At 65.8% G+C, this 20,846-nt stretch carries 19 protein-coding genes; 7 read left to right on the forward strand and 12 right to left on the reverse strand.

The features are described from left to right. Positions 1-44 precede the first annotated feature (44 nt). Entirely contained in the window at positions 45-2,312 is a 2,268-nt protein-coding gene (locus NO931_RS13305) for a spermidine synthase (RefSeq protein ID WP_256392822.1), read from the reverse strand. A gap of 149 nt (positions 2,313-2,461) precedes the next feature. Between NO931_RS13305 and NO931_RS13310 the strand changes: the two genes are divergently transcribed. Together NO931_RS13310 and NO931_RS13315 are read left to right on the forward strand one after the other, a co-directional pair. After that, positions 2,462-3,439 (forward strand): phosphoadenosine phosphosulfate reductase family protein, encoded by a 978-nt coding sequence (locus tag NO931_RS13310; protein WP_256392823.1) that lies wholly within the window; start codon positions 2,462-2,464, stop codon positions 3,437-3,439. A gap of 288 nt (positions 3,440-3,727) precedes the next feature. Continuing rightward, the gene (locus NO931_RS13315) at positions 3,728-4,777 is read left to right on the forward strand and encodes a zinc-binding dehydrogenase (RefSeq protein ID WP_256392824.1); all 1,050 of its coding nucleotides are present in this window, start codon (positions 3,728-3,730) and stop codon (positions 4,775-4,777) included. Positions 4,778-4,958: 181 nt separating this feature from the next. Here NO931_RS13315 and NO931_RS13320 read toward each other — a convergent pair whose 3' ends face one another. Together NO931_RS13320 and NO931_RS13325 are read right to left on the reverse strand one after the other, a co-directional pair. Continuing rightward, entirely contained in the window at positions 4,959-5,852 is an 894-nt protein-coding gene (locus NO931_RS13320) for an ArsR/SmtB family transcription factor (protein ID WP_256392825.1), read from the reverse strand. A 49-nt stretch (positions 5,853-5,901) separates the two neighbouring features. Continuing rightward, on the reverse strand, positions 5,902-7,182 hold the full coding sequence (locus NO931_RS13325; RefSeq protein ID WP_256392826.1) for a DUF6498-containing protein: 1,281 nt from the start codon (positions 7,180-7,182) through the stop codon (positions 5,902-5,904). 317 nt (positions 7,183-7,499) lie between these two features. On the opposite strand from NO931_RS13325, the gene NO931_RS13335 reads away from it, so the two are divergent. Both NO931_RS13335 and NO931_RS13340 read left to right on the forward strand, forming a co-directional pair. Beyond that, complete coding sequence (locus NO931_RS13335; RefSeq protein ID WP_310737322.1) at positions 7,500-9,599, forward strand: alpha-amylase family glycosyl hydrolase; 2,100 nt, start codon at positions 7,500-7,502, stop codon at positions 9,597-9,599. A 112-nt stretch (positions 9,600-9,711) separates the two neighbouring features. After that, on the forward strand, positions 9,712-10,242 hold the full coding sequence (locus NO931_RS13340; protein WP_256392827.1) for a DUF7097 family protein: 531 nt from the start codon (positions 9,712-9,714) through the stop codon (positions 10,240-10,242). 21 nt (positions 10,243-10,263) lie between these two features. On the opposite strand, the gene NO931_RS13345 is transcribed toward NO931_RS13340, so the two are convergent. The 7 genes from NO931_RS13345 to NO931_RS13375 all read right to left on the reverse strand — a co-directional run bounded on the left by NO931_RS13345 (position 10,264) and on the right by NO931_RS13375 (position 17,082). Next, positions 10,264-10,722 carry a HalOD1 output domain-containing protein gene (locus NO931_RS13345; protein WP_256392828.1) on the reverse strand — a complete coding sequence of 153 codons (459 nt, stop codon included), beginning with the start codon at positions 10,720-10,722 and terminating at the stop codon, positions 10,264-10,266. Positions 10,723-10,801: 79 nt separating this feature from the next. Beyond that, positions 10,802-10,993 carry a DUF7576 family protein gene (locus tag NO931_RS13350; RefSeq protein ID WP_256392829.1) on the reverse strand — a complete coding sequence of 64 codons (192 nt, stop codon included), beginning with the start codon at positions 10,991-10,993 and terminating at the stop codon, positions 10,802-10,804. Positions 10,994-11,009: 16 nt separating this feature from the next. Next, the gene (gene ddfA / locus NO931_RS13355; RefSeq protein ID WP_256392831.1) at positions 11,010-11,306 is read right to left on the reverse strand and encodes a DdfA family disk-determining factor; all 297 of its coding nucleotides are present in this window, start codon (positions 11,304-11,306) and stop codon (positions 11,010-11,012) included. Positions 11,307-11,432: 126 nt separating this feature from the next. Next, a complete protein-coding gene (locus NO931_RS13360; RefSeq protein ID WP_256392832.1) occupies positions 11,433-11,633 on the reverse strand; it encodes a DUF7576 family protein in 201 nt (66 codons plus the stop codon). Then, a complete protein-coding gene (locus NO931_RS13365; protein ID WP_256392833.1) occupies positions 11,634-11,927 on the reverse strand; it encodes a HalOD1 output domain-containing protein in 294 nt (97 codons plus the stop codon). It abuts the gene before it with no gap. A 136-nt stretch (positions 11,928-12,063) separates the two neighbouring features. Beyond that, positions 12,064-16,590: a PAS domain S-box protein gene (locus NO931_RS13370; RefSeq protein WP_256392834.1), complete on the reverse strand. Its 4,527-nt coding sequence runs from the start codon at positions 16,588-16,590 to the stop codon at positions 12,064-12,066. 291 nt (positions 16,591-16,881) lie between these two features. Next, positions 16,882-17,082: a DUF5800 family protein gene (locus NO931_RS13375; protein WP_256392835.1), complete on the reverse strand. Its 201-nt coding sequence runs from the start codon at positions 17,080-17,082 to the stop codon at positions 16,882-16,884. Positions 17,083-17,319: 237 nt separating this feature from the next. On the opposite strand from NO931_RS13375, the gene NO931_RS13380 reads away from it, so the two are divergent. Next, positions 17,320-18,177 (forward strand): polymer-forming cytoskeletal protein, encoded by an 858-nt coding sequence (locus NO931_RS13380; RefSeq protein ID WP_256392836.1) that lies wholly within the window; start codon positions 17,320-17,322, stop codon positions 18,175-18,177. Between the two features lie 158 nt (positions 18,178-18,335). Continuing rightward, on the forward strand, positions 18,336-18,752 hold the full coding sequence (locus NO931_RS13385) for a hypothetical protein (RefSeq protein WP_256392837.1): 417 nt from the start codon (positions 18,336-18,338) through the stop codon (positions 18,750-18,752). Between the two features lie 138 nt (positions 18,753-18,890). Here the strand turns inward: NO931_RS13385 and NO931_RS13390 are convergent, their stop codons facing one another. Next, positions 18,891-19,958, reverse strand: a complete 1,068-nt coding sequence (locus tag NO931_RS13390) for a hypothetical protein (protein ID WP_256392838.1) — start codon at positions 19,956-19,958, stop codon at positions 18,891-18,893. Between the two features lie 29 nt (positions 19,959-19,987). On the opposite strand from NO931_RS13390, the gene NO931_RS13395 reads away from it, so the two are divergent. Then, positions 19,988-20,605: a hypothetical protein gene (locus NO931_RS13395; protein WP_256392839.1), complete on the forward strand. Its 618-nt coding sequence runs from the start codon at positions 19,988-19,990 to the stop codon at positions 20,603-20,605. Here the strand turns inward: NO931_RS13395 and NO931_RS20985 are convergent. Then, complete coding sequence (locus NO931_RS20985; protein WP_510629985.1) at positions 20,588-20,740, reverse strand: DUF8129 domain-containing protein; 153 nt, start codon at positions 20,738-20,740, stop codon at positions 20,588-20,590. The genes NO931_RS13395 and NO931_RS20985 overlap by 18 nt on opposite strands. Between the last annotated feature and the right edge of the window lie 106 nt (positions 20,741-20,846).

Raw genomic sequence — 20,846 nt, forward strand, 5'->3', positions numbered from 1 at the left:
GGCCTCGTTTTGCGTATACTCGCCGGCGGCCCGGATTGGCGCCGTCACCTCGCGGTCGCGGCCGGGGCGGACGGGTCCCGAACGACCGCCCCCGCGGCGGTCGCGCTCTCGGACTCGTCGGTCTCCTGAACGACGTACCGCTGTCCGACCATCGGCTCCAGCAGGCTGTCGACGGGCGCGCGGTCGTCCCGGAGGATCGGCACGTCGTCGGTCGGGACCGACCGCTGGTACGACCCGATCTCCTCGGTCAGATCGATGCCGATGTCGCGCCGGCGGTTGCGCTCGCGCAGCTCCGACTCGGTGACGGGCGCGTCGTCCTTGGTCGCGATCACCTCGACGTTCTGGACGACGTTCGCGTCGTCGGTCGGGAAGCTGTACCGCTGCGGGAACACCTCGCCCATCGTCTTGTACTCCGAGCGGTAGAACTGCGAGGCCGGCCCGCTGCGGGCCGAGATCATGTTCGCGTACAGCATCCCGTCCTCGGAGAGCCGATCGGACGCCAGCTCCATGAACTCGACCGTCGTCAGCTGGAACGGCACCTTGTCCTGCTTGAACGCGTCCATGACGATCAGGTCGTAGGTGTGGTCGGTCTCCTGGAGGAACTGGCGCCCGCCGGCGTTGTGCACGTTTATCTCGCCGGACTCGCGGTACTCGTCGAGCCCGAAGTACCGGTCGGCGGCGTCGATCACCTTCGGATCGATCTCCGCGACGTCGACGGTCGCGTTGTACTCCTCGGCGAAGCGTTTGGGCCCGGTGAACCCGCCACCACCGACGAACAGCACCCGGTCGATCTCGTCGGGATCGTCGGCGAGCAGGTACGGCATGTGGAAGTAGCGCGTGTACTCGAAGACGTGACGGTTCGGGTCGTCGAGGTCCATCGCGCTGTGGCGCTTCCCGTCGAGATACAGCGTCCGAGTGTCGCCTCGATCGACGACCTCCAGTTCCTGGTACGGCGTCTGGGTCTGATGGACGACCTCCCCGTGGATCGAGTAGCCCAGCGACGGCGCCGCGACGGAGCTGACGAGCAACAGCGCGACGGCGACGGACATGACGGTCGGGCGTCGCTCGGGCGCGGGCGCGGACACGACGATTCGGACGGCGGTGGCGAGCAGCGCGACGCCGAACAACAGCCCGATGCCCTCGACCGACAGCGACGGGATCAGGACGTACGTCGCCGCGAACGCGCCGACGATGCTGCCCACGGTGCTGACGGCGTACACGTGGCCCGACGCCGCGCCCGTCCCCTCGACCGTCGACAGCTCCGCGCCGTAGGGGTTGACGGCGCCCAGCAGATACGTCGGCGGCCCGAACAGCAGCACGATCGCGGGTATCGACGCGAAGCGGGCCGACAGCGGAAGCGCCGTCGTCGCGCCCAGCAGCGGCTCGCGAGCGAAGATCAGGACGGCGACGTACGCCGTCGCGCCCAGCAGCAACCGAGCCAGGCGCGCGTCGGTCGCGCGCTCGGCGGCGCGCTTCCCGCCGACGTGGTAGCCCAGACTCAGCGCCGCCATCGAGACGCCGATGATGCTGCCCCAGGTGAAGATGCTGCTCCCGAACTGCGTTCCGACGACGCGGCCCGCGAGGATCTCCAGCCCCATTCCGACGAGCCCGGAGACGAACACCGCCAGTTCCGCGTCGGTCGGCCCTCGCAGGACCGGCCGTGACGCCCTCGTCGACCAGTCGCGGCCCGAGCCCCACAGTTTCCACGACAGTGTCGGTCGCCCCAGACGCAGCGCGCCGCCGACGAGGACGCCGGCGAACGCCAGAGCGATCCGCTCGACGCTCAGGGCGGGCACGAGCAGGAACGTCGTCCCGAACGCGCCCGCGATGCTGCCGATCGTACCGAGCGCGTACACGTGGCCCGACGCCGCACCGACGCCGTCTTTCCGGGTCAACTCCGCGGCGTAGGGACTGACGAACCCGAGCAGGTACGTCGGGACGCCGAACAGCAGCGTCACCGCCGGCAGCGACTCGAAGCGGGTGGGCAGCGGAGCGTTCGCCGTCGCCGCCAGCATCGGCTCGTGCGCGAACGCCAGCGCGCCGGCGTACGCCGCCGCGGCGAGCAGCAGCCAGGACAATCGTCCGAGGCTCGCGCGCTCGGCGGCGCGCTTCCCGCCGACGTGGTAGCCCAGACTCAGCGCCGCCAGTGAGACGGCGATCACGGTCCCCCAGGTGTAGATGCTGCTCCCGTACTCGGGCGCGACGATCCGGCCGCCCAGGATCTCCAGTCCCATGCTGACGACGCCGGAGACGAACACCGCAATCTCCGGTTTCGCCGGTCGGCGCAGCACGCTTCCCGCCTGTGTGGCCATCTGTCTCCCCGTAGGGCGAGTACGCATTAAGGACTGGCGGGGCCGCCGGCGCGAAGTCGCTCTGACTCTGCTTGTTACTCGGTAACGCGCATCTAATCGGACAGCACCCAAAAAGAACTTCAACCCGCGTAATGACATCTAATTATACGATGGCGCAGACAGACAGCTTCCCCGACTACGTCGACGTCGACTACAGCGCAGGCGAAGGCGAGGACCCCGAGGACTACTCCTCGGTCAACGACAAGATCGAGAAGGCCATCGAGGTCACCCGCGAGGGCCTCGAAGCCTACGAGAACCCCGCGGTCATGTGGACCGGCGGGAAAGACTCGACGCTGACGCTGTACTTCATCAAGGAGGTCGCGGAGAAGTTCGACCTCGAAGTGCCGCCGGCGGTGTTCATCGACCACTACCAGCACTTCGACGGGATCCACGACTTCGTCGACCACTGGGCCGACGAGTGGGATCTCGATGTCATCTACGCGCGCAACGAGGACGTCGGCGAGTACGTCGACGAGAACGGCCTCGAACCCGGCGACGACATCCCCATCGACGCCCTCTCGGAGCACAACCAGCACCACGTCCGCGAGATCCTCGAGTACGAGGAGGAGGACTTCCCGTTCCTGCTGGACACCTACGTCGGCAACCACCTGCTCAAGACGGTGGCGCTCAACGACGCTCTCGAGGAGTACGACATCGACGGCGTCATCTCCGGCGTCCGCTGGGACGAGCAGGAGGCCCGCGCCGACGAGACGTTCTTCTCCCCGCGCCACGACCCCGACATCTACCCGCCCCACGACCGCGTCCAGCCCATCCTCCAGTTCGACGAGGCCGCGGTCTGGGACGCCTTCTGGCACTTCGTCGTCCCCGACACCGTCGAGGGCTTCCCCGAGGAGGGCTACGTCCCCGAAGCCGACGACGACCTGCCCAACGGCCTCACCCAGGAGGACATCCCCGTCTCGCCCAAGTACTTCGCGGGCTTCCGCTCGCTGGGTAGCGAGGTCAGCACCGAGAAGACCACCGAGGACCCCGCCTGGCTGCAGGACCTCGACGACACGACCGAGCGCGCCGGCCGCGCCCAGGACAAGGAGGACCTGATGGAGCGCCTGCGCGACCTCGGCTACATGTAAGCTCGGTCGTACGGTAACTGGTCGAGCGCTGAGTCGCACGACGAACGCTTTTTTTTGGCGCGGCGTTAGGAGTCGGGAGCGCCGCTACCCGCTCGAACGGTGTTCAGATCGACCAAGTAAGCTGTCAGTGACGGGTAAGCTACCGATCACCAGAAACGCGGTCCGCTATGTGATTAGTAAACCTAATTTCAGGTGAGATCTCACCACACATTTCGTTGATTGTCGATGTATAGGCAGACAATAGCGGTAGTACCAGCACTTTTTGCCAAGGTTGTTTTTAGCTATGGTATGAAAGCTGTTCAGTTCTCAGAGCACGGTCGCAGAGACGTTCTCGAATACGACGACTTCGACGACCCAAAGATAGACCGCAGTGAGGTCCTGGTCGATGTGAAAGCCGGTGCACTGAACCACCTTGACGTCTTCACACGGATGGGACTTGGTGCACTCAACCGCCTCGATCTAGAGATGCCACACATACCCGGCAGTGACGCTGCTGGCGTCGTTGAGGAGGTGGGCGAAGACGTCGAACGCTTCGAACCGGGAGACCGGGTCGCAATCTCTGCAGGGCTGGCTTGCGGGCACTGTGAGTTCTGTCGTGACGGAGACCCGACGCTGTGCGCTGACTTTCAGATCATCGGTGAGCACGTCCGGGGTGTCCACAGCGAGAAGACGGCGGTGCCCTCGGAGAATCTCGTGCCCGTCCCAGAGGGAGTTGATTGGGAAACAGCGGCCGCAGCACCGCTGGTCTTCCAGACGGCGTGGCGGATGCTCGTTACCCGGGCGGAACTCAAGCCCGGCGAATCGATTCTTGTTCTCGGTGCCAGCGGGGGGGTTGGCCATGCCGCTGTCCAAATTGCCGACTACATCGGTGCGGAGGTGTACGCGACTGCCAGTACCGAGGAGAAACTGGAGTACGCCTCCGACATCGGTGCTGACCATACGATCAACTACGACGAGACGAACTTCGCCGACGAAATTGCCGATGCGACCGACAAGCGCGGCGTCGACGTGGTGGTCGACCACATCGGCAAGGCCACTTGGCAGGATTCACTTGCCAGCCTCGTGAAGGGTGGAAGAATAGTTACATGTGGAGCTACGACAGGTCGCGACCCCGAAACGGATATCAACCGTATCTTCTGGAACCAGTTAGAGATTCACGGCTCGACTATGGGGGCACCTGGCGAAGTCGACGACGTACTCGAACTCGTCTGGGAGGGCGAGTTCGAACCTCACGTTCGCGAGACGCTCCCGATGAGCAAAATTCAGCGCGCCCACGAAATCATCGAAGAGCGTGAAGGCTTCGGAAAGGTCGTGGTCGTTCCAGACAGTGAACTGTAGTTCCGGTTGACCCCCGCAGTTGAGGCCCACATTCGAGATCGCAGGTGAACAAATCCCCTTCTTTTCGTTCAGGTCCTCTCTTATCGCGTAGAAGATACTCAGATTTGCTTCGCAGTGGCTTCTTCCAGATAGCAACGAGAAGAACGCGCCAGCATCTTCAGAGAACACCAGATCCAGACAGTCACTCCCGCCGAACGTCCCGATTCGTCACACGCGCCGTCTCGACGACCTGCGCCGACCGATCGACCGTCACCCGCAACACCTCCCCGCCCCGCTCGATCGGCACGACCACCCGGAACGGCTCCTCGGAGACGATTTCGGCGTCGGCGTCGTCGATGCAGAAGGGAAACTCCCAGAACGGCCGCCCGTCGACGGCGTCGCCGTGGTCCCAGAGAAAGGCGACGACGGCGGGATCGGCCAGCAGCCGGAGCCCGATCGTCGTCCCGATCGAGGTGCCACAGTCGGCGCAGTCGCTGACCGCGGGCAGGTCGAGGTGCCAGTCGGGATCGATCTCGACGCGGGTGGACGTGCGCCCGCTACAGCGCGGGCAGGTCCCCTCGTAGGCCAGCGTGAAGTCCCGCCAGAGGCGTCTGGCGTAGGCTTCGAGGAACGCCTCGGGATCGCGAGTCGCCCGCCCGCGCGGCGGGAAGTAGCCCAGGTGGACGACGCAGTCGCAGTCGGGGCACTCGACCGTGATCGCGTCGTCCTCGTAGCGGGCGTGAAGCGCCGACCCGCAGTCGGGACACGGGGCGTCGAGCGCGAGGTCGACCGGCTCGGAGGTGTCGCCGAACCGTTCGTCGACGACGATGTCGATCGCCTTCGCCCCTGCGGCCCGCAGCCGGTAGCGGTCGTCATCTTTCTCGACGAACCGACCCAGCAGCTTGCGGAGGTGGTAGTTGAACCGGCTGGAGTCCTCGAACCCGGCGGCCGACTGCAACTCGGCGAAGGAGAGCTCGTCTGCCGCCCACAGCGCCAGCAGGATCGCGATCCGGTTCTCGTCGGCCAGCGAGCCGAAGGCGGCGGCCGCCTGCTCGACGTCGACGTCGGCGTTCGGATCCGCGGCCAGATCTGCCATGCCCGAACCCTGTGGCCGCAGCACCGAAGGCGTTTTTTCCCGACAGCTGTCAGGACTGCCCGCCGCGTTCCCGTGCGACAGCGTCGGATCCCCGAGAGTGCGCTTCGCCGCGGGATCGCGCTTCGAGGCGGGAAGCCGTGCCGTCGGCGTCGGGGAGGAAGGCGAGTCGTTCGGTCTCGCCGTCGCGTCGCTCGATGCGGATCGTCCCGGTGTTCAGCGAGGTCCGCCGGTCGATCGGATCCGACGCGGCGTGACACTCCGAGAGGGCGTCGAGCGGCAGTCGCCACTGGGGCGCCGCCAGCAGCCGATCGTACGCCACGAGATCCGACTCGTAGATCCGGTATTCGAGGTGGCCGAACTGCACGTCCTGTGCCAGCAGGTGGGCGAGCACCGACGGAAGCAGGCAGACGACTGCGACGAGGAGGGCCTCGGCGAGCCCCAGCCAGAGCCAGGTCAGCCCCGTCGCGCCCGCCAGCACGAGCCCGCTCAGGGGCAGGACGCCGTGGACCGCGCCGAGCGCGGCGCCCCGGAGTCGGACCGCGCGGGCGTCGGGTCGAATCCGTTCGACCGGCTCGCCGTCCGGCGTCTCGACCGATTGCTCCTCGCCGATGCTGTCGGCGCGCACGCGAGACACCAGCCGCTCGATCCGCGAGGGGTCGTCGCTCCCGGTCGCCGACCACTCGTAGAGATCGAACGCGAACTTCGCGCAGACGATCGCCGCCAGTCCGAGCCACGCGCCCACCGCGCCGGCGCCGTCGGCGGCGTCGGCCCACAGCGCGCCGGGCAGGAGCGAGAGTAGCAGTCCGACGACGTGCCGCTGGGAGAGCACCGAGTGGGCGGACTCGCGCTCGTATCGACCCGACCGGAGCGATTCGATCGCGGTGATGCCGTGCCCGAGGACGATCCCGCCGGCGGCCAGTGCGACGCTGGACGGCGCGCCGGGCGAGAGCGGCCCGTCGACGACGACGGCGTACACCCCGACTCCGGCGAGCGGCCAGATCAGCGCCAGCACGATGAGCGTGTTGAGCACCACCGGGACGTTCCGAGGATAGATTGGCGGAAGCCAGCCGACGACCCGGAGCGAGCCCCGTTTCGACTGTAGCTCGTCGAAGGGAAACACGTGCCCGCGTCCCGCCGGGCCGGCCGGGAGCGCCGCGAACAGTCCCTCGAACGCCCCTCGAAGGAGCACGACGCCGGCCTCGAACCAGTAGAGGACGAGCAGCGTCGAGGCGTGCCACCCGAACCAGACGATACCGACGAGTGGCAGCGCGTTGATCCCGAGCACGCTCGCCAGCGCGAGGCGGCGGTTCTCGCCGATCAGTCCCGTCACCGTACCTGCTCCCGGGAGCGCAAACCGGGAGAATCCATCGATCTGCCGAGCGCCGGATCGATGCCGCGGCGCCGCGGCGTTTTCCGGAGATCGCCCGCACGCCGCTGATCGGTGAAGATTTCTTTACCCAGCGGCGGGCCCCGACCCTGATCGACAGCTCCCTCGGAACGGTGGCCGTCGAGCCTCGATAAGCGCGTACGGCCCACTCTTCCCGGTACACGCCGGAGCCGCGCGCTGCTGGCCGCACTCGTGCGTCGACGGTCGAACGTAAATTCTCTACAGATTGCACTTATGACTCCGGAGCGTTTTCCGAGAGTATGCACCACCCAGGCCCGCCGCGGTTCGTCGCCGTCGGCGACGACGTGGAACTCGCACCGCGCGCTCCGACACCTGACGCGAACTACGACTGGACGCTCGTCGCGGCGCCCGACGGCAGCGACGCCGCGCTCGGCGACGCGTCGGTCGAACATCTCGTCCCCGACGAGGCGGGCGTTTACCGCGTCGAACTCGACGCGCCGGACGGTCAGCATCGGCTCACGGTTCGCGCGTTCCCCGACGAGCGCCACCCCGTTCGGTTCGAGGTGCCCGCCGATTCGATCCCCCACGAGGACGCCGACGACGTCTGGCTCTCCTCGTCGTTCAACGAGCACGTCCTCGGAACCGACCGCGCACGGCGGGACGGCGACGCGTTCGTCTTCGAGACCGAACTCCCGCCCGGCGAGTACAAGGCGATCTTCGTCCCCGACGAGAACTACAGCGACGCCGAGTTCGAGCGCCGCCGCGTCGACGGCCCGGATCGAGCCCGGATCGAACTCGACGCCGCGGTCGAGGACGGCGAGGTCCGCTTCGAGGCGACGCCGCTGCCGGGCCTGACGAACGACGAGACGGTCGAAGACGCCGGAGGACGGAGTCCTCCGAGCCCTGCCTCGCAGGCTCGGCAGGACCTGGACGTCGAGTTCTACGTCGACGACCGCGATCGGGCGTCGTTTGACGGCGAACTCGCTATCGACGGCGCGGTCGCGACGTGCGATCTCGACGCCGTCGGCGAGCAGTTGCGCGTCCACGCCGTCGCGGTCGGCGAGCGTCACTCCGTGGCCGACACCGCCGCAGTCGACGCCGACGGCGCGGTCGAACTGCCCAACGAGTCGCCTGACTGGATCCGCGACGCGACGCTGTACTCGATCTTCACGCGCTCCTTCACCGGCGAGGTCGACGCCTCCTTCGAGGCGATCGAGCAGCGGATCCCCTACCTGGAGTGGCTCGGCGTCGACGCGCTCTGGATGACGCCGATCGTCGACGCGTACAGCCCGACGGAACACACCGACGGCTGGGACCGCGGCGGTCCCCACGGCTACGACACGCTGGACTACTTCGACACGGCGCCGGATCTGGGCAGCCTCGCCGAGTTCGAGTCGCTGGTCGAGACCTGCCACGACCACGGCGTCAAGGTGATCTTCGACCTGGTTATCAACCACTCCTCGCGGCGCCACTGGGCCAGCCAGTTCGCCGACGCCGGCATGGAAGAGTACCGCGAGTGGTACGCCTTCGAGGACGGCGAGCCGGCCCACTACTTCAACTGGCGGTCGATCCCGAATCTCAACTACGACTCGCTGGCGGTGCGAGACCACCTGCTCGACGTGGTCGACTTCTGGGCCGAGAAGGTCGACGGCTTCCGCTGTGACGTCGCGTGGGGCGTTCCCCACGGGTTCTGGAAGGAGGTCCGGAGCCGGACGAAAGCCGAGGACGACGAGTTCTTCCTGCTCGACGAGTCGATCCCGCGCGACCCCGACGCCCACGAGCTGGAGTTCGACGTCCACTACGACACCCCGCTGTACCACGCGCTCCGCGACGTGGGCAACGGCGACGAACCGGCGAGCCACCTGCTCGACGCGATGCGAGAGGACGCTCGCCAGGGGTTCCCGCCTCACGCCGTCCAGATGCGCTACGTCGAGAACCACGACGAGGGGCGCTACGTCGACGAGTGCGGCCGGGCCGCCCACGAGGCCGCCGTCGCGACCACGTTCGCGCTCCCGGGGATGCCGATGGTCTACTACGGCCAGGAGACGGGGATGACCCACTTCCGCGAGGACATGGACTGGGGCGGCGACGAGGAACTGACGGCGCTCCACCGCGAGCTGATCGCGGCGCGGAACGACAGCGAGGTGCTCCGACACGGCGACCTCGTCGACGTCGAGTGGTCGGCGCCGGACGACAGCGCGGTCGCGTTCGCCCGCGAGCACGAGGGCGAGCGCGTCGTCGTCGCGCTGAACTTCGGCGACGAACCGGTCGACGTAACGCTCGGCGAACGCGTCGACGACACCGATCTCGTGACTGGCGACGCGGTCGACGCCGAGCGCGGGGACGGCGAGACGACCGTCAGCGTCGAGAGCTTCGCCTTCCTCCGCAGCGAGCGGTAGCCGGACTGGCGGCGGCAGTGACGCCGCGGACGCGTCGGCGTCCAGCGGGAGATCTACTTGTACCGGCCGTCCAGCCGGAGGATTCAATGGTCGCCGCGCCCACCGATCGGGCATGGAGAAGACGCCGGAGGGCACGTCGGTCGGCGTCGACGACCCCTACGAGCACGCCGGGGTCTGCGACCACGTCACCGACGACGGCCGGTGTCGGTACGCCTTCGAGTTCCCCGAGCACGACCCGGAGTTCGCCCGCGAGCGCCGGACCGACGACTTCGCCTGCCCGGTCGCGGCCGACGACGAGGACTGGAACTGGGCCGACTGCCCGCACTTCCGGTCGCGCAACCCCGACCGGGAGTGCGTCCGCTGCGGCCTCGAAGAGCGCCGGCTCGCACACGACGACGAGCGGCCGCTGCTCGAGGAACACCATCTTTCCTACGCAGACGACGGCGAGAACCTCTCCCACGAGATCACGGTCTACCTCTGTCGGTGGTGTCACGCCAAGGTCCACGACTCGTGGGCGCGAGTCACCGACGACGCCGCGCCCGAGGCCGAGGCGCTGGCGGAAGCCGAACAGCGCCGCAGTAAAGAACAGCAGGAGTTCGGGTTCGAGTCGGCCGCCGAGCGGTACGGCGACGATAGAGAGTAAGCGCCGGCCGCGGGACCTCCCTCAGCGCGCCGCGGGCGGCGTGACGCCGATGTGGCCGTGGCGGAACACCGTGATCTCGTAGTCGTGGTAGGTAAACGACACTTCGCCGGCGGCGAGTCTGCCGTCCTCCTGCGGGCTGAAGAGTCGATCGAGCAGTTCGGGATCGAGGTAGTCGTACAGCGGATCCAGTTCGGTCGCCCCGACGCCTTCGAGGTCGGCGACGATCATCACGACGATCATCGACAGCGGCATCGCGTCGCGCCAGTCGTACTCGACGTGGTAGGTGCCGGTCGCCTCGTCGAATCGGGTCCCCGCTTCCGGGTCGGCATCGCCCTCGCCCAGCGAGACCAGCGTGTCGGTCTCGATCCAGGCGTCTTCGTTGTCGTCGTCGAACACCGTCGCGGCGCGGTCGCCGGACTCCCCGGTGTGTTCGACGTAGCTGTACTCCGTGTCGTCTGCTCCCCCGTCTGGTGGGCACATGGCGTGAGAAGTTCGCTACCTGTGCATCCACGACCGAGGCCTAAAACTTGCCCGGTCGCGCGCGGGCGCGAAGAGTGCATTATTCTGACTCCCACGCGTCGCGACACTCCTCGTCGCAGAACGGGTAGATGCGGAACTCCTCGGGCTCGGACCGCGCGACGACCGGATGCCACTCGCTGGTGTCGATGGCGTCGCCGCAGTGCGAACAGAGATCGGGTGCGCTCTCGCTTTCGGCGGACGGTCGCGGCGCGTTCTCGCGGCCGTCAGTCACGGTCGATCGCTCCGGGTCACTCCTGGCCCACCCCGTCGGCGGTGCCGAGCGGGGTCGCGCTTACCTGCCCGTCGGCGCGGACTCGGACCCGACAGCCGGCAACCTCGAACGACAGTCGACCGGCCGGGACGTCGGCCGACGCGAACAGACGGTCGACGGCGTCGAGGTCGATCCGGTCGTACAGCGGATCCAGTTCCAGCGGATCGACGCCTTTCGCTTCCGCGACGGCCTGAATCACCGCGTCGCTCGCTCCGCTCGTCCGCGCGGCGTCGGCGTCAGAACCCGGATCGGTGACGGTAGTTCGCGCAGTCATGATTCTATCGGTCGTACGAACGAAGCGGCCTAAGTCGTCGTGCCTACTAGCAGAACGTCACGCGGTCGAGCGTGCCTACACACGTTGGGTCGGGCGGCAGGTCAGCGATCCGATCTGGACGGTAGGTCAGCGATCCGGGCCGGACCACGAGGCCCGGCAGTCGTCGCTGCAGAAGGCGTAGATCCGGAACTCGTCGTCGACCGTCTTGGCCCGGACGGGATGCCACTCGTTGCGGTCGATCGGCGCGCCGCAGTTCGCACACTCTGTCACGCGGACGGGTTGCTCGACGTCGTCGGTGTTTGCCACTGGCACGAGTCTGGAGGACATTCAGTCCTGGAACCCGGTCGGGGCGGCGGCATCGCTCTCGCCCTCGGCGCGCAGGGTGGCGGGCGTCCGCCCGCTCGTCGGCGTGGCCGTCACGTCGTCGCGGCCGCGGACGATGACGTCGCAACCTGCGACGGCGAACTCCACCTCGACGTCGTTCCCTCGATCGAACAGTTGCTGGAGGGCGTCGACGTCGACGGCGTCGTACAGCGGCGGGAGGTCGAGCGGATCGACGCCGGTGACGTCGGAGAGTTCGAGAACGATCGTTTCGGTGAGGGTGTCAGCGTTAGCGGTCATGAGTTACACTCCATCGTAGGACGTTCGGGGGCATACGAGTTCTACCTAGCATACCACCCCGACCGATCGAGCCGATACTATCTACCTAGAGTCGGCACCCCGTCGCGTCGACCCGATCGGCCGGCGGCGGGGACGCTCACTCGCTCTGGGCGCCCGCATCGGCCGAGCCGTACAGCAACTCGAACAGCTTGCGCTGGGCGGCTCGAAGGTGGTGGTTGAACGTCGGCTGGGAGATGTCGAGCGACGCGCCGATCTCTTCGCCGGTGCGCTGGCGCGGCGTCTCGAAGAAGCCGCCGAAGTACGCGGACCGCAGCACCTCCCGCTGGCGGTCGGTCAGCGCGGCGTCGAGTTCGGCCTGGAACTCGCGGTGCGAGCGCGTCTCCAGCGTGCGCTCGCGCCGGGCGAGCAGTTCGACGTGCTCGAACAGCGTCTCGAGCATCTCGACGAACCCCCGGACGTCGACGGTCGCGGGGAGTTCGACGACGATCTCGGCTCCCTCGGCGGTGGCGGTGAGCTGCTGGGGGCGCGCGCCGTGGTCGAACAGCCGGGGGATGAACCCGCTCTCGGTGAGCGTGCACTCGAACAGCGGCGGGTCGTCGTCGGTGATCCGGCGCAGTTCCTCGACGAACGGCGACCGCTCGGCGTAGTCCCGGATCTCCTCGGCGGTCACGTCGGTCGCCGAGAACAGCGTCCGTAGCCCGCGGCCGTCCTGAAGGAACACGTTCTCGAAGGTGAACTGGCCGCCGGTCTCGGCCAGGAACTGGAAGACGAAGGCGTCGGGGTCGTACAGCTCCAGTTCCAACTCGACGACCTCGTCACCGACGAGCGCGCGCTTGCTCTCGACGGCGTTGATCGCGTACGCGATGGTGTCGCCCAGGTCGACCAGCGTCTCGCGCTCGCGCTCGTCGAACAGGGTCGTCCGGCTTCCGTACACCGTCAGGACGCCGTAGCGGTAGCCGCCGTACTCGATCGGGACGGCGACGGCCGAGCTGAGCCCGTGCCGGAGCGCCGCCTGCCGCCATCCCGAGAGTGGCGGTTCCGCGTGGACGCGCTCGGCGACCCGGACCTCGCCTGCCTCGGCCGCCGCCAGACTCGGCTCCGGATCGTCGCCCGCGGCGTCGGTCAGCACCACGTCGTCGAGGTACGCGGTCTCGCCGGCAGCGGCGATCCGCTGAACGTCCCCGTCGCCGTCGGGCTGGCCGATCCACGCGAGCTCGTAGGGCTCGACCGTCGCGAGCTGCTCGCAGACGGCCGACTCGATCTCCGAACGGGTCGCCGCGCCCACCAGCACGCGCTCGATGCCCCGGACGACCTCGTTGAGCCGGGCGAGCCGTTCGAGGTCCTCGTTCTGGCGCTGGAGCGCCGCCTCGCGGTCCCGCAGCGTCTCCTCGCGGTCGGCGCGGTCGAGCGCCGCCCTGACGGTGGCGGCGACGGTCTCGACGAAGTCGATCTGTGGCTCCGGCATCGTCCCCTCGCCGGCGATTCCGACGAGCAGGACGCCGTGCTTGCCCAGCGGCAGCGCGATCCGCTCGCGGAGATGCACGGGCTCGCTCAACAGTTCGATCCGCCGGTCCTGCGCGTCCGTCCGTCGCTCGTCGTTGACGAACGCCTCCCACGCCAGCCCCGACGCGACGTCGAACAGCTCCGTCTGCTCCCCGAGCTGCTCGCCCAACGGCGTCGCCGCGGCGGGCCTGAGCCGGCCGTCCCCCTCGTCGTACATGGCGACGGTCGCGATCGGCAGATCGAGGTTGGCTGCGGCGGCCTCGGCGACGATGTCGCAGACGTCTTCCGGCGACTCCAGTTCCATGAGCACCCGCGTAACATCGCTGAGCGCGGAGATCTGTTGATCGTAGCGCTCGCGCTCGATCGCCGTCGTCAGCATGTCCGCGGCGTGCTGGACGAACTCGACCTCGTGGTCGTCGTACTCCCGGTCGTCGGTAGTGTGGGTGCCGAGCACGCCCCACGGGTTGTCACGCGGCCCGATGATCACGCTGATGCCCCCGGAGACGTCGTGGTCGGTCAGCAGTTCAGGACCGGTAAAGCGCGTCTCGTGTTCGAGGTCCTCGACGACGACCGGCTCGGACGTCTGCAGGGTGTATCCGGCCTGCGAGTTCTCTCGGGTGTCGACTGTTGCCGTCCCCGCGATCCCTTCGTCCCAGCCGACGCCCGAGCGCAGGAGCAGCTCGTCCCCGCCCTCCTGGATCTCGAGCACCTTGGCGTACTCGTGGCCGAGCACGTCCGCGACCCGCTCGACGGTCTCGGCGAACAGCTCGTCGAGGTCCGCGTCCTCGAGTGCTTTTCGGCGGAGCTGAGAGAGCGCGTGCTGTTGCTGGACGAACTCCTCGAGCTGTCGCTCCTGTGCCCTACGCTCGGTGATGTCGCGGCCGATCCCGGCGATCACCGGTCGGCCCTCGGGATCTTCGAGAGTCGTCGCGACGAACTCGTACGGGACGGTCTCACCCGACTTCGTCAGGTACGGCAGTTCGACCTGAACGCTGCCGGTCTCGAAGCACTCCTCGATCGCAGCCTCGATCCGCTCCTCGTCCTCGTCGCGGAACAGGTCCGGCGAGCGTAACGATTCTAGCTCGGAGTCCGCGTACCCCGTCACTTCGGAGAGGCTCTCGTTCCACCGCTGGAACCTGCCGTCCTCGTCGAGAACGTAGAACACGTCGTCGACGGCGTCGAGCACGTCGTCGGTGTACTCGGTCTGTCGTTCGAGGTCTCGCTCGCGCTCCTCGAGCGTTCGCCGCTGCTCGCGGTGCTCGGTGACGTCCTGAGACATCCCGATCGCCGCGAAGATTTCGCCGTCGTCGTCGCGCACCGGGAGGAAGTGGAACTGGTAGCACCGGCCGTCGACTGTCTCCTCGTACCTGACGGACTCGCCGTCGAGGGCGTTCGCGTACCCCGGGCGCACCGCGTCGGCGAGCTCGTCGGGCAGCGCGTCCCCCACAATCTCGCCCTCCATCTCCTCCCTCGATAGGCTCCTGACCTCCGGCGTGCCGCCGAAGGTGATATACCGCATCTCCGGGTCGACGAGCGCGACGGCGCCGTTCGGGAAGTGCTCGACGAGCGTCCGGTAGCGCCGTCTGGTCTCTTCGAGTTCACGCTCGCGCTCTTTTCGCTCGGTGATCTCGTTGAAGTATACCGACAGCCCCGTCTCGGAGGGGTAGACGTGAATCTGGTACCACGCTTCCAGCGGCTCGGGGTAGTACAGCTCGAAGGAGGACGGTTCCTGGGTCGCCATCGCCTCGCGGTACTCCGCGCCGAGCTTCGAGTCTTCGGCCCACTCGAACACGTCCCAGATTCGCTTGCCGACGAGCCCCTCGCCCCGGTAGTCGATCAGTTCCTCCGCCCGTTCGTTCGCGTGCGTGAACCGCCACTGATCGTCGAGCGCGTAGAACGCGTCCGTGACGCGCCCGTACACCTCCTGCAGCTCGCCGGTGAGTCGGCGGCGCTCGGTGACGTCTTGGATCGTCACGACCGCGCCCGCTATTTCGTCGCCCTCGGTCAGCGGTTGGCCGTTGACCGAGAGCCACGCCCGCTCGCCGTCGGGGCGCCGGATGCCCATCTCGACGTTGTAGACCGCTTCACCGTTCTCGACGATGCGTCCGAACGCGGTCCGATCGCTCGGGAGGGGCGCGCCCTCGGCGTCGACGAGGTCCCAGTCGCCGTCGTCGTGGGACAGTTCCTCGACCTGCACCGCCGACCGGCCGAGGATCTCCTCGGCGCGCTCGTTTGCGAACGTGAACTCCCCGTCGGCGTCGAGCGTGACGATGCCGATGGGGCTGGTCTCGACGATGCGCTGGTTGAGGTTGCGCTCCTCGCGGAGATCGGCCTCTAGACCCTTTCGGTCGCTGATATCCCGCATGATCCCTGCGAAGAACTGCTGGCCGTCGCGCTCGAACTCGCCGAACGAGACGGACAGCGGGATCTCGGTCCCGTCTTTGCGCTCGCCCGGCATTTCGAGGTAGCTCCAGTCGAGCGTGCGCTCGCCGGTCTCGACGTACTGGCGGAGCGCCTCCTGATGTGGGCCGACCATATCGTCGGACATCAACGCCGTCAGCCGCTCGCCGACGAGCTCGTCGGGCTCGTACCCGAACACGTCCTCGACCGCCGGGTTGGCGTAGTGGATTCGGCTTCGCTCGTCGATCGTCACGATGGCGTCGCTGGCGACCTGCGCGATCACGCGGTACTCGTCGGTTGGCGGCGACTCCGCAGACGGATCTGCGCCCGAACCGGCGCCGCCCCCTGAATCGGCCGCGTTCACGATCGCAGCGACTTTCCGGGCGAGCGCGCTCGGCGCCGACTCGCCGACGCGCTGGAGATAGTCCGTCGCGCCGGCGTCGAACGCCGCCGTGATCTCGGCGGGACTGTCGGGGTCGCCGTACAGCAGGACGGGGACGGCGGCGCTGACCTCCCGAACCGCCCGGACGAAGTTGACGCCGGGCGTGTCGGCGAGTTGAGCGGCGCTCACCAGGCAGTCGACGTCGTCGAGTCCGGACTGCAGGAGTTGGGCGACGCTATCGACGTGCCTGATCGCCGCGGCGGGCAGTTCCTCCCGCAGGGCTGCGATGACGTTCTCGGCGGTCCGACGGTCGTCGTCGACGTAGACGATCGTCGTCTCGACCGCCTCCGAGCGTCGTTCTCGACTCTCCGCGGTCATACCGATCCTCCACTGGCCGCGCTGACGGCGGTCGGCCAGCTTTCCGTGTCGACGACCCAGTCGTCCATCCGCAGGATCAGCAGGCTCCCGCGACGTGTCGATCGTCGGCTACGGCGGTACCAAAATCGCACGCGAGCGGGCGGGCGAAACAGTTCACATCGCCGGACGCTCGAAGATAAATCCGCCGCTGTAGATCGATCATCGCTAGGCACAACGCGACCGTCGGGCAAAAGTCGGTCCCCAAAACCTGTAGGGTCGGTCGTCAAAACCCCGGGCGGGCGACGGGCTCGATCAGCCGTCCACGATGTCGCCGATCCGGCGCGGTTCGCCTCCGAGTTCGGGATCCTCGGCGACCATCTGGAGCACCTCGTGGTCGGTCACGTCGAAGTAGTCCTTCTGGATGGCGTCCTCGATAAGAACGCGCTCCAGTCGGAACTCGGTCCCCTCGTACACGACGTCGACCCCCTGCTCGTCGAACGCGAGCGTCGTCATGGACATCCGTCAGCGCCGCGCGGTCAAAAGTCTTGCATGACGGCGGCGTCCTCACGAGCGATAGCGAGTGAGGGCTCGGAGGACGCCTCGCGTCCTCCGGCGTCCTGGCGAGACGGAGTCGAGCCAGGGATCGATGTGCTCTGCTCGGCGAGGCGCGATATCTCGGATCTCGGAGTGGCGTCGGACGCCCGTCAGACGCCGCAACGGGTTTATTACGGGGCGCTGGAAAGTGGGGGTGTGTCGCTGCGATCGAACCCCCTCGACGAACTGTCGATCCCCGACGGCACCACCGTCGAGGAGCACGACCTCGTGACCGACGGCGACGTGCTGCTGGGCGGGCGAGCCACCGTCGAGTTCGGCGTCCGCGGGCGGAACGTGCTTGCCGGCGAGGGCGTGCGCTTCGGCGGGGACATCGAAGCCGAGGCCGACTGCCGGCTCGACATGTGGTGCGACGTCGAGGGCAACGTGCTGGTCGGCCGCGACGCCTACCTCGGCGAGCGCGTCCACGTCGGCGGGCAGCTGATGGTCAGCGGCGATCTGGACATCGGCGACGACGTCGACATCGAGGAGGGATTCGAGGCCAACGGCTGGATCGTCATCCGCAACCCGATGCCGACGATCGTCTTCCTGTACGTCTATCTCACGCAGCTGCTCCGCCTCGGCGAGGAGGACGCCGCCGAGCGCATCTTGGAGGAGTTCGTCGACGAGGACGAACCCGAGCGCGACCCGCTGGTCGTCCCGCGCAACGGGACCGTCAGCGACGACGCCTGGCGCGTCTCGACGCCGGCCCGGATCGGCGACGACTGCCGGCTCCACGGCAACGTCCGCGCCGAGGAGATCACGGTCGGGGAGGACAACAACGTGTTCGGCAGCCTCCGAGCGCGGGAAGACGTCGTGATCGGATCGGGCACGCGCATCCACGGCGACGTGACGACCCGGAGCGGGACGGTCGCGATCGCCGACGGCGCACGCGTGCTCGGCGACGTGTCCTGCGAACATCTGGAACTCGAAGACGGCGCCACCGTCGACGGGACCATGCGCGCCAGCGGCGAGGTGAAGATGCAGCGCGACCGGCAACCGCGGGATCCGGAGTGACGCCGCTGGGCGGGACGTTCAGAAGGACGACGCCCTCGCTGTCGCTATGTAACTCTCAACAACTGATGCAGACGTGTGTTTGATCGCTAGATACAGAAGATGCACTGCCCATACCAAGGGACTAAGAATTTAAGAAATCGCAATTATTATATAAACACATGAACCGTCGTGATTTTCTTGCGAAGAGCGGAACTGCTCTTACTCCACTACTTGCTGGATGTTCCGGTAGTTCAGGCGAAGAAGAAACTGCGGTAACTCTCTGTGAATTACTAGCAGTAAACCTCACTCAGACAACCCAAACTGTAGCGGCTCGGCTTACTATTGATGATGAGACAGTGTATTCAAATGAGGAAGAACTTGTAGGACGAAACGGCGAATCTGGGGATGGTCTCTTCTATGTCTCGTCTGAAGAGCTTCCAGACGAACCACAAAAATATCGTGTTCAAGCGCGATTGAATGGTAAAGAGTGGGAAGAGGAATACCTCCCCGAAGTCGCACAAGAGCCAACGCGGGTTCAAATCTCAATTAGAGAAGGCGTTCCACACCCACTATTTTGGACACCCCGCTGCGACTAATATGCACGTGTATTGAGTGCCTGATTCGCAGCACTATGAGCGAAATGATGAATTGGCGTTCTGGGGTGAATAAGATCAATCGAGACAATGGTGGTGCTTGGGGATCACGCGCTGGTTCCGGAAAGCCATCAGCCATTATTAGAGTTGAAAATCGGGATCTGACCCTCCGCATCGACCGACGGGAACCTTTTGCAATTCGAGTCGCTCGGCATCGCGTTGCAATGTGACCTTAGATCGATCCATATCTGCGGTTAGCAGTCCGACCCGTGGATGATTCGATTCTAGGTATCCAATCGCCTCTTGCTGTGAGCCCTCCGGAATGGCGAGATAGACCTCCGAAAAGAGTTTGGAGTCACAATAGAGTGGGAGTTGATCGTCAAGTTGCGACCGTACACGGCCGTCAAATGACGCCTTGACCTCGATCCCTCGAATCGTGGAGGCGTATCTGAGTGGGTTGAACTCAGAATAGTCGCTAACCACGAGATCAGCCTGCTTCCGCTTTCCTTGTTGCCCTTTCCCCGCATGGTACTTGAGTCTGCTATCCGAGATGAGACGGTGTCGAGGCTTCGAGAACCACGATTCAGCAGCGACGAGGTCGTGAGTGGATTGATAATGGTCCCAGAGAGATGCTGTCAGCTGTGCCTCGCCGACTCGTTGCTCGAAATCGAACTGAATCGTCTCCTCACGCTGTGTTGCATCGATTGAGTATTCTAGCTGCCCGGTGAATGGGTCGTAGTTTAGCCACCCGTCTTCGGGCGTATCATCACGCCACGGCAGTTCCCATCGGTCGCGGTCGCCTACGGCGAGCACCCAGACTTCATCGAAGACGTACGTCTCATCTGCCGACGTAATGACGTCACCAATGACCGCAGTTGCGCTGGTGAGATTCTGAACAGTCTTGTTTCGATATCTATCGATCTGTGACTCGAGTTTGTGAGTTGCCTGCTTGAACTGGGATGCGGTCTTGATTTCGATACCGACGACCCGCTGGTCATCACTGCTCGTGTCGACCCAAACAAGATCGATCTGGTCTCGCCCGTCAAGCGAGACTTCGCAATAACATTCACCAGCCGAATCGAGTGCATTCGCAAGCTGATATTTGGTATTCGCTTCATCAAGCGGGCGGAGATGAAGCGGTATGGGGTGGCGCCGCTGGGGATAGGTCGGCCCGACCTGGATGGATCCTGACCCGGACTCTGGGAACACGAACGAGAAAACCGACTGTAGACTAATAAATGGTTTTACACATTGGCGAACTCAAAGGGTGGGTACTGACGACCACTATGGATCATCCCTCTGTCGAACTCAAACTTCCGCTCGACGGCAAAACGCACAGCGTCGAAATCCCACAGGCGACGACGCTGTTCTTCTGGAATGCCCTTGTGCCAGGCACAGCTGATCGGCTCAGTCCCGTAGAAAGTGATCAGGGATACAATCAGCTCTGTGTAGCAAGAGAACTAGTCGACCTCATCTCGTGGAGGATCACACTCCCAGACGATCACAAACCACTTCTCGATGAAGTATACCGACGAAACGGGTACAGGGGGTGTGCGTGGTGGATTGCGTGTGACCCTATTGAGCTCCCGGCGTCGATCGAGGTCACATTCGAGAGTATAGGAGAGTGCCCGACGATCGATGGGGAACCTGTTGTCCTCTGGACTACTGATGGAGAACCGATCGAGTGGAGAACAACCATCACAAGCACGATCGAACTTGTTCCCTCATCTACGCCGGCAAGCCAATTCCCAACGCGTCAAGAACGCCTCTGGAATCGGCATACCGTGTACGTGCCTAACTGGACGTCGACTGGTGAGGAGTTCAATCTTGAGTCTTCGTCACGAGAATCTCTCTGACCGAATCCGTGCGGCCTGAACAGCAAGTTGTCGTAACACCGGAGTGCGTCGTTGATGAGCGTTCTCGTACGCGACACAGGCCTGTGGTCTCGGTGTCGGAGATCGAGACGATCCCGGCGTTGAGGAGGTCCACATTAGGTGGTTCGAGTCGTTGTTTCGGAGTCAGCTCGGACGATACAGTCGAGTGATCGCTATCGTTGGACACTGGTTATCGCCTCCGCCCGTCGAGGCGATAGAAAAT

The organism is Natronoarchaeum rubrum (assembly GCF_024494695.1).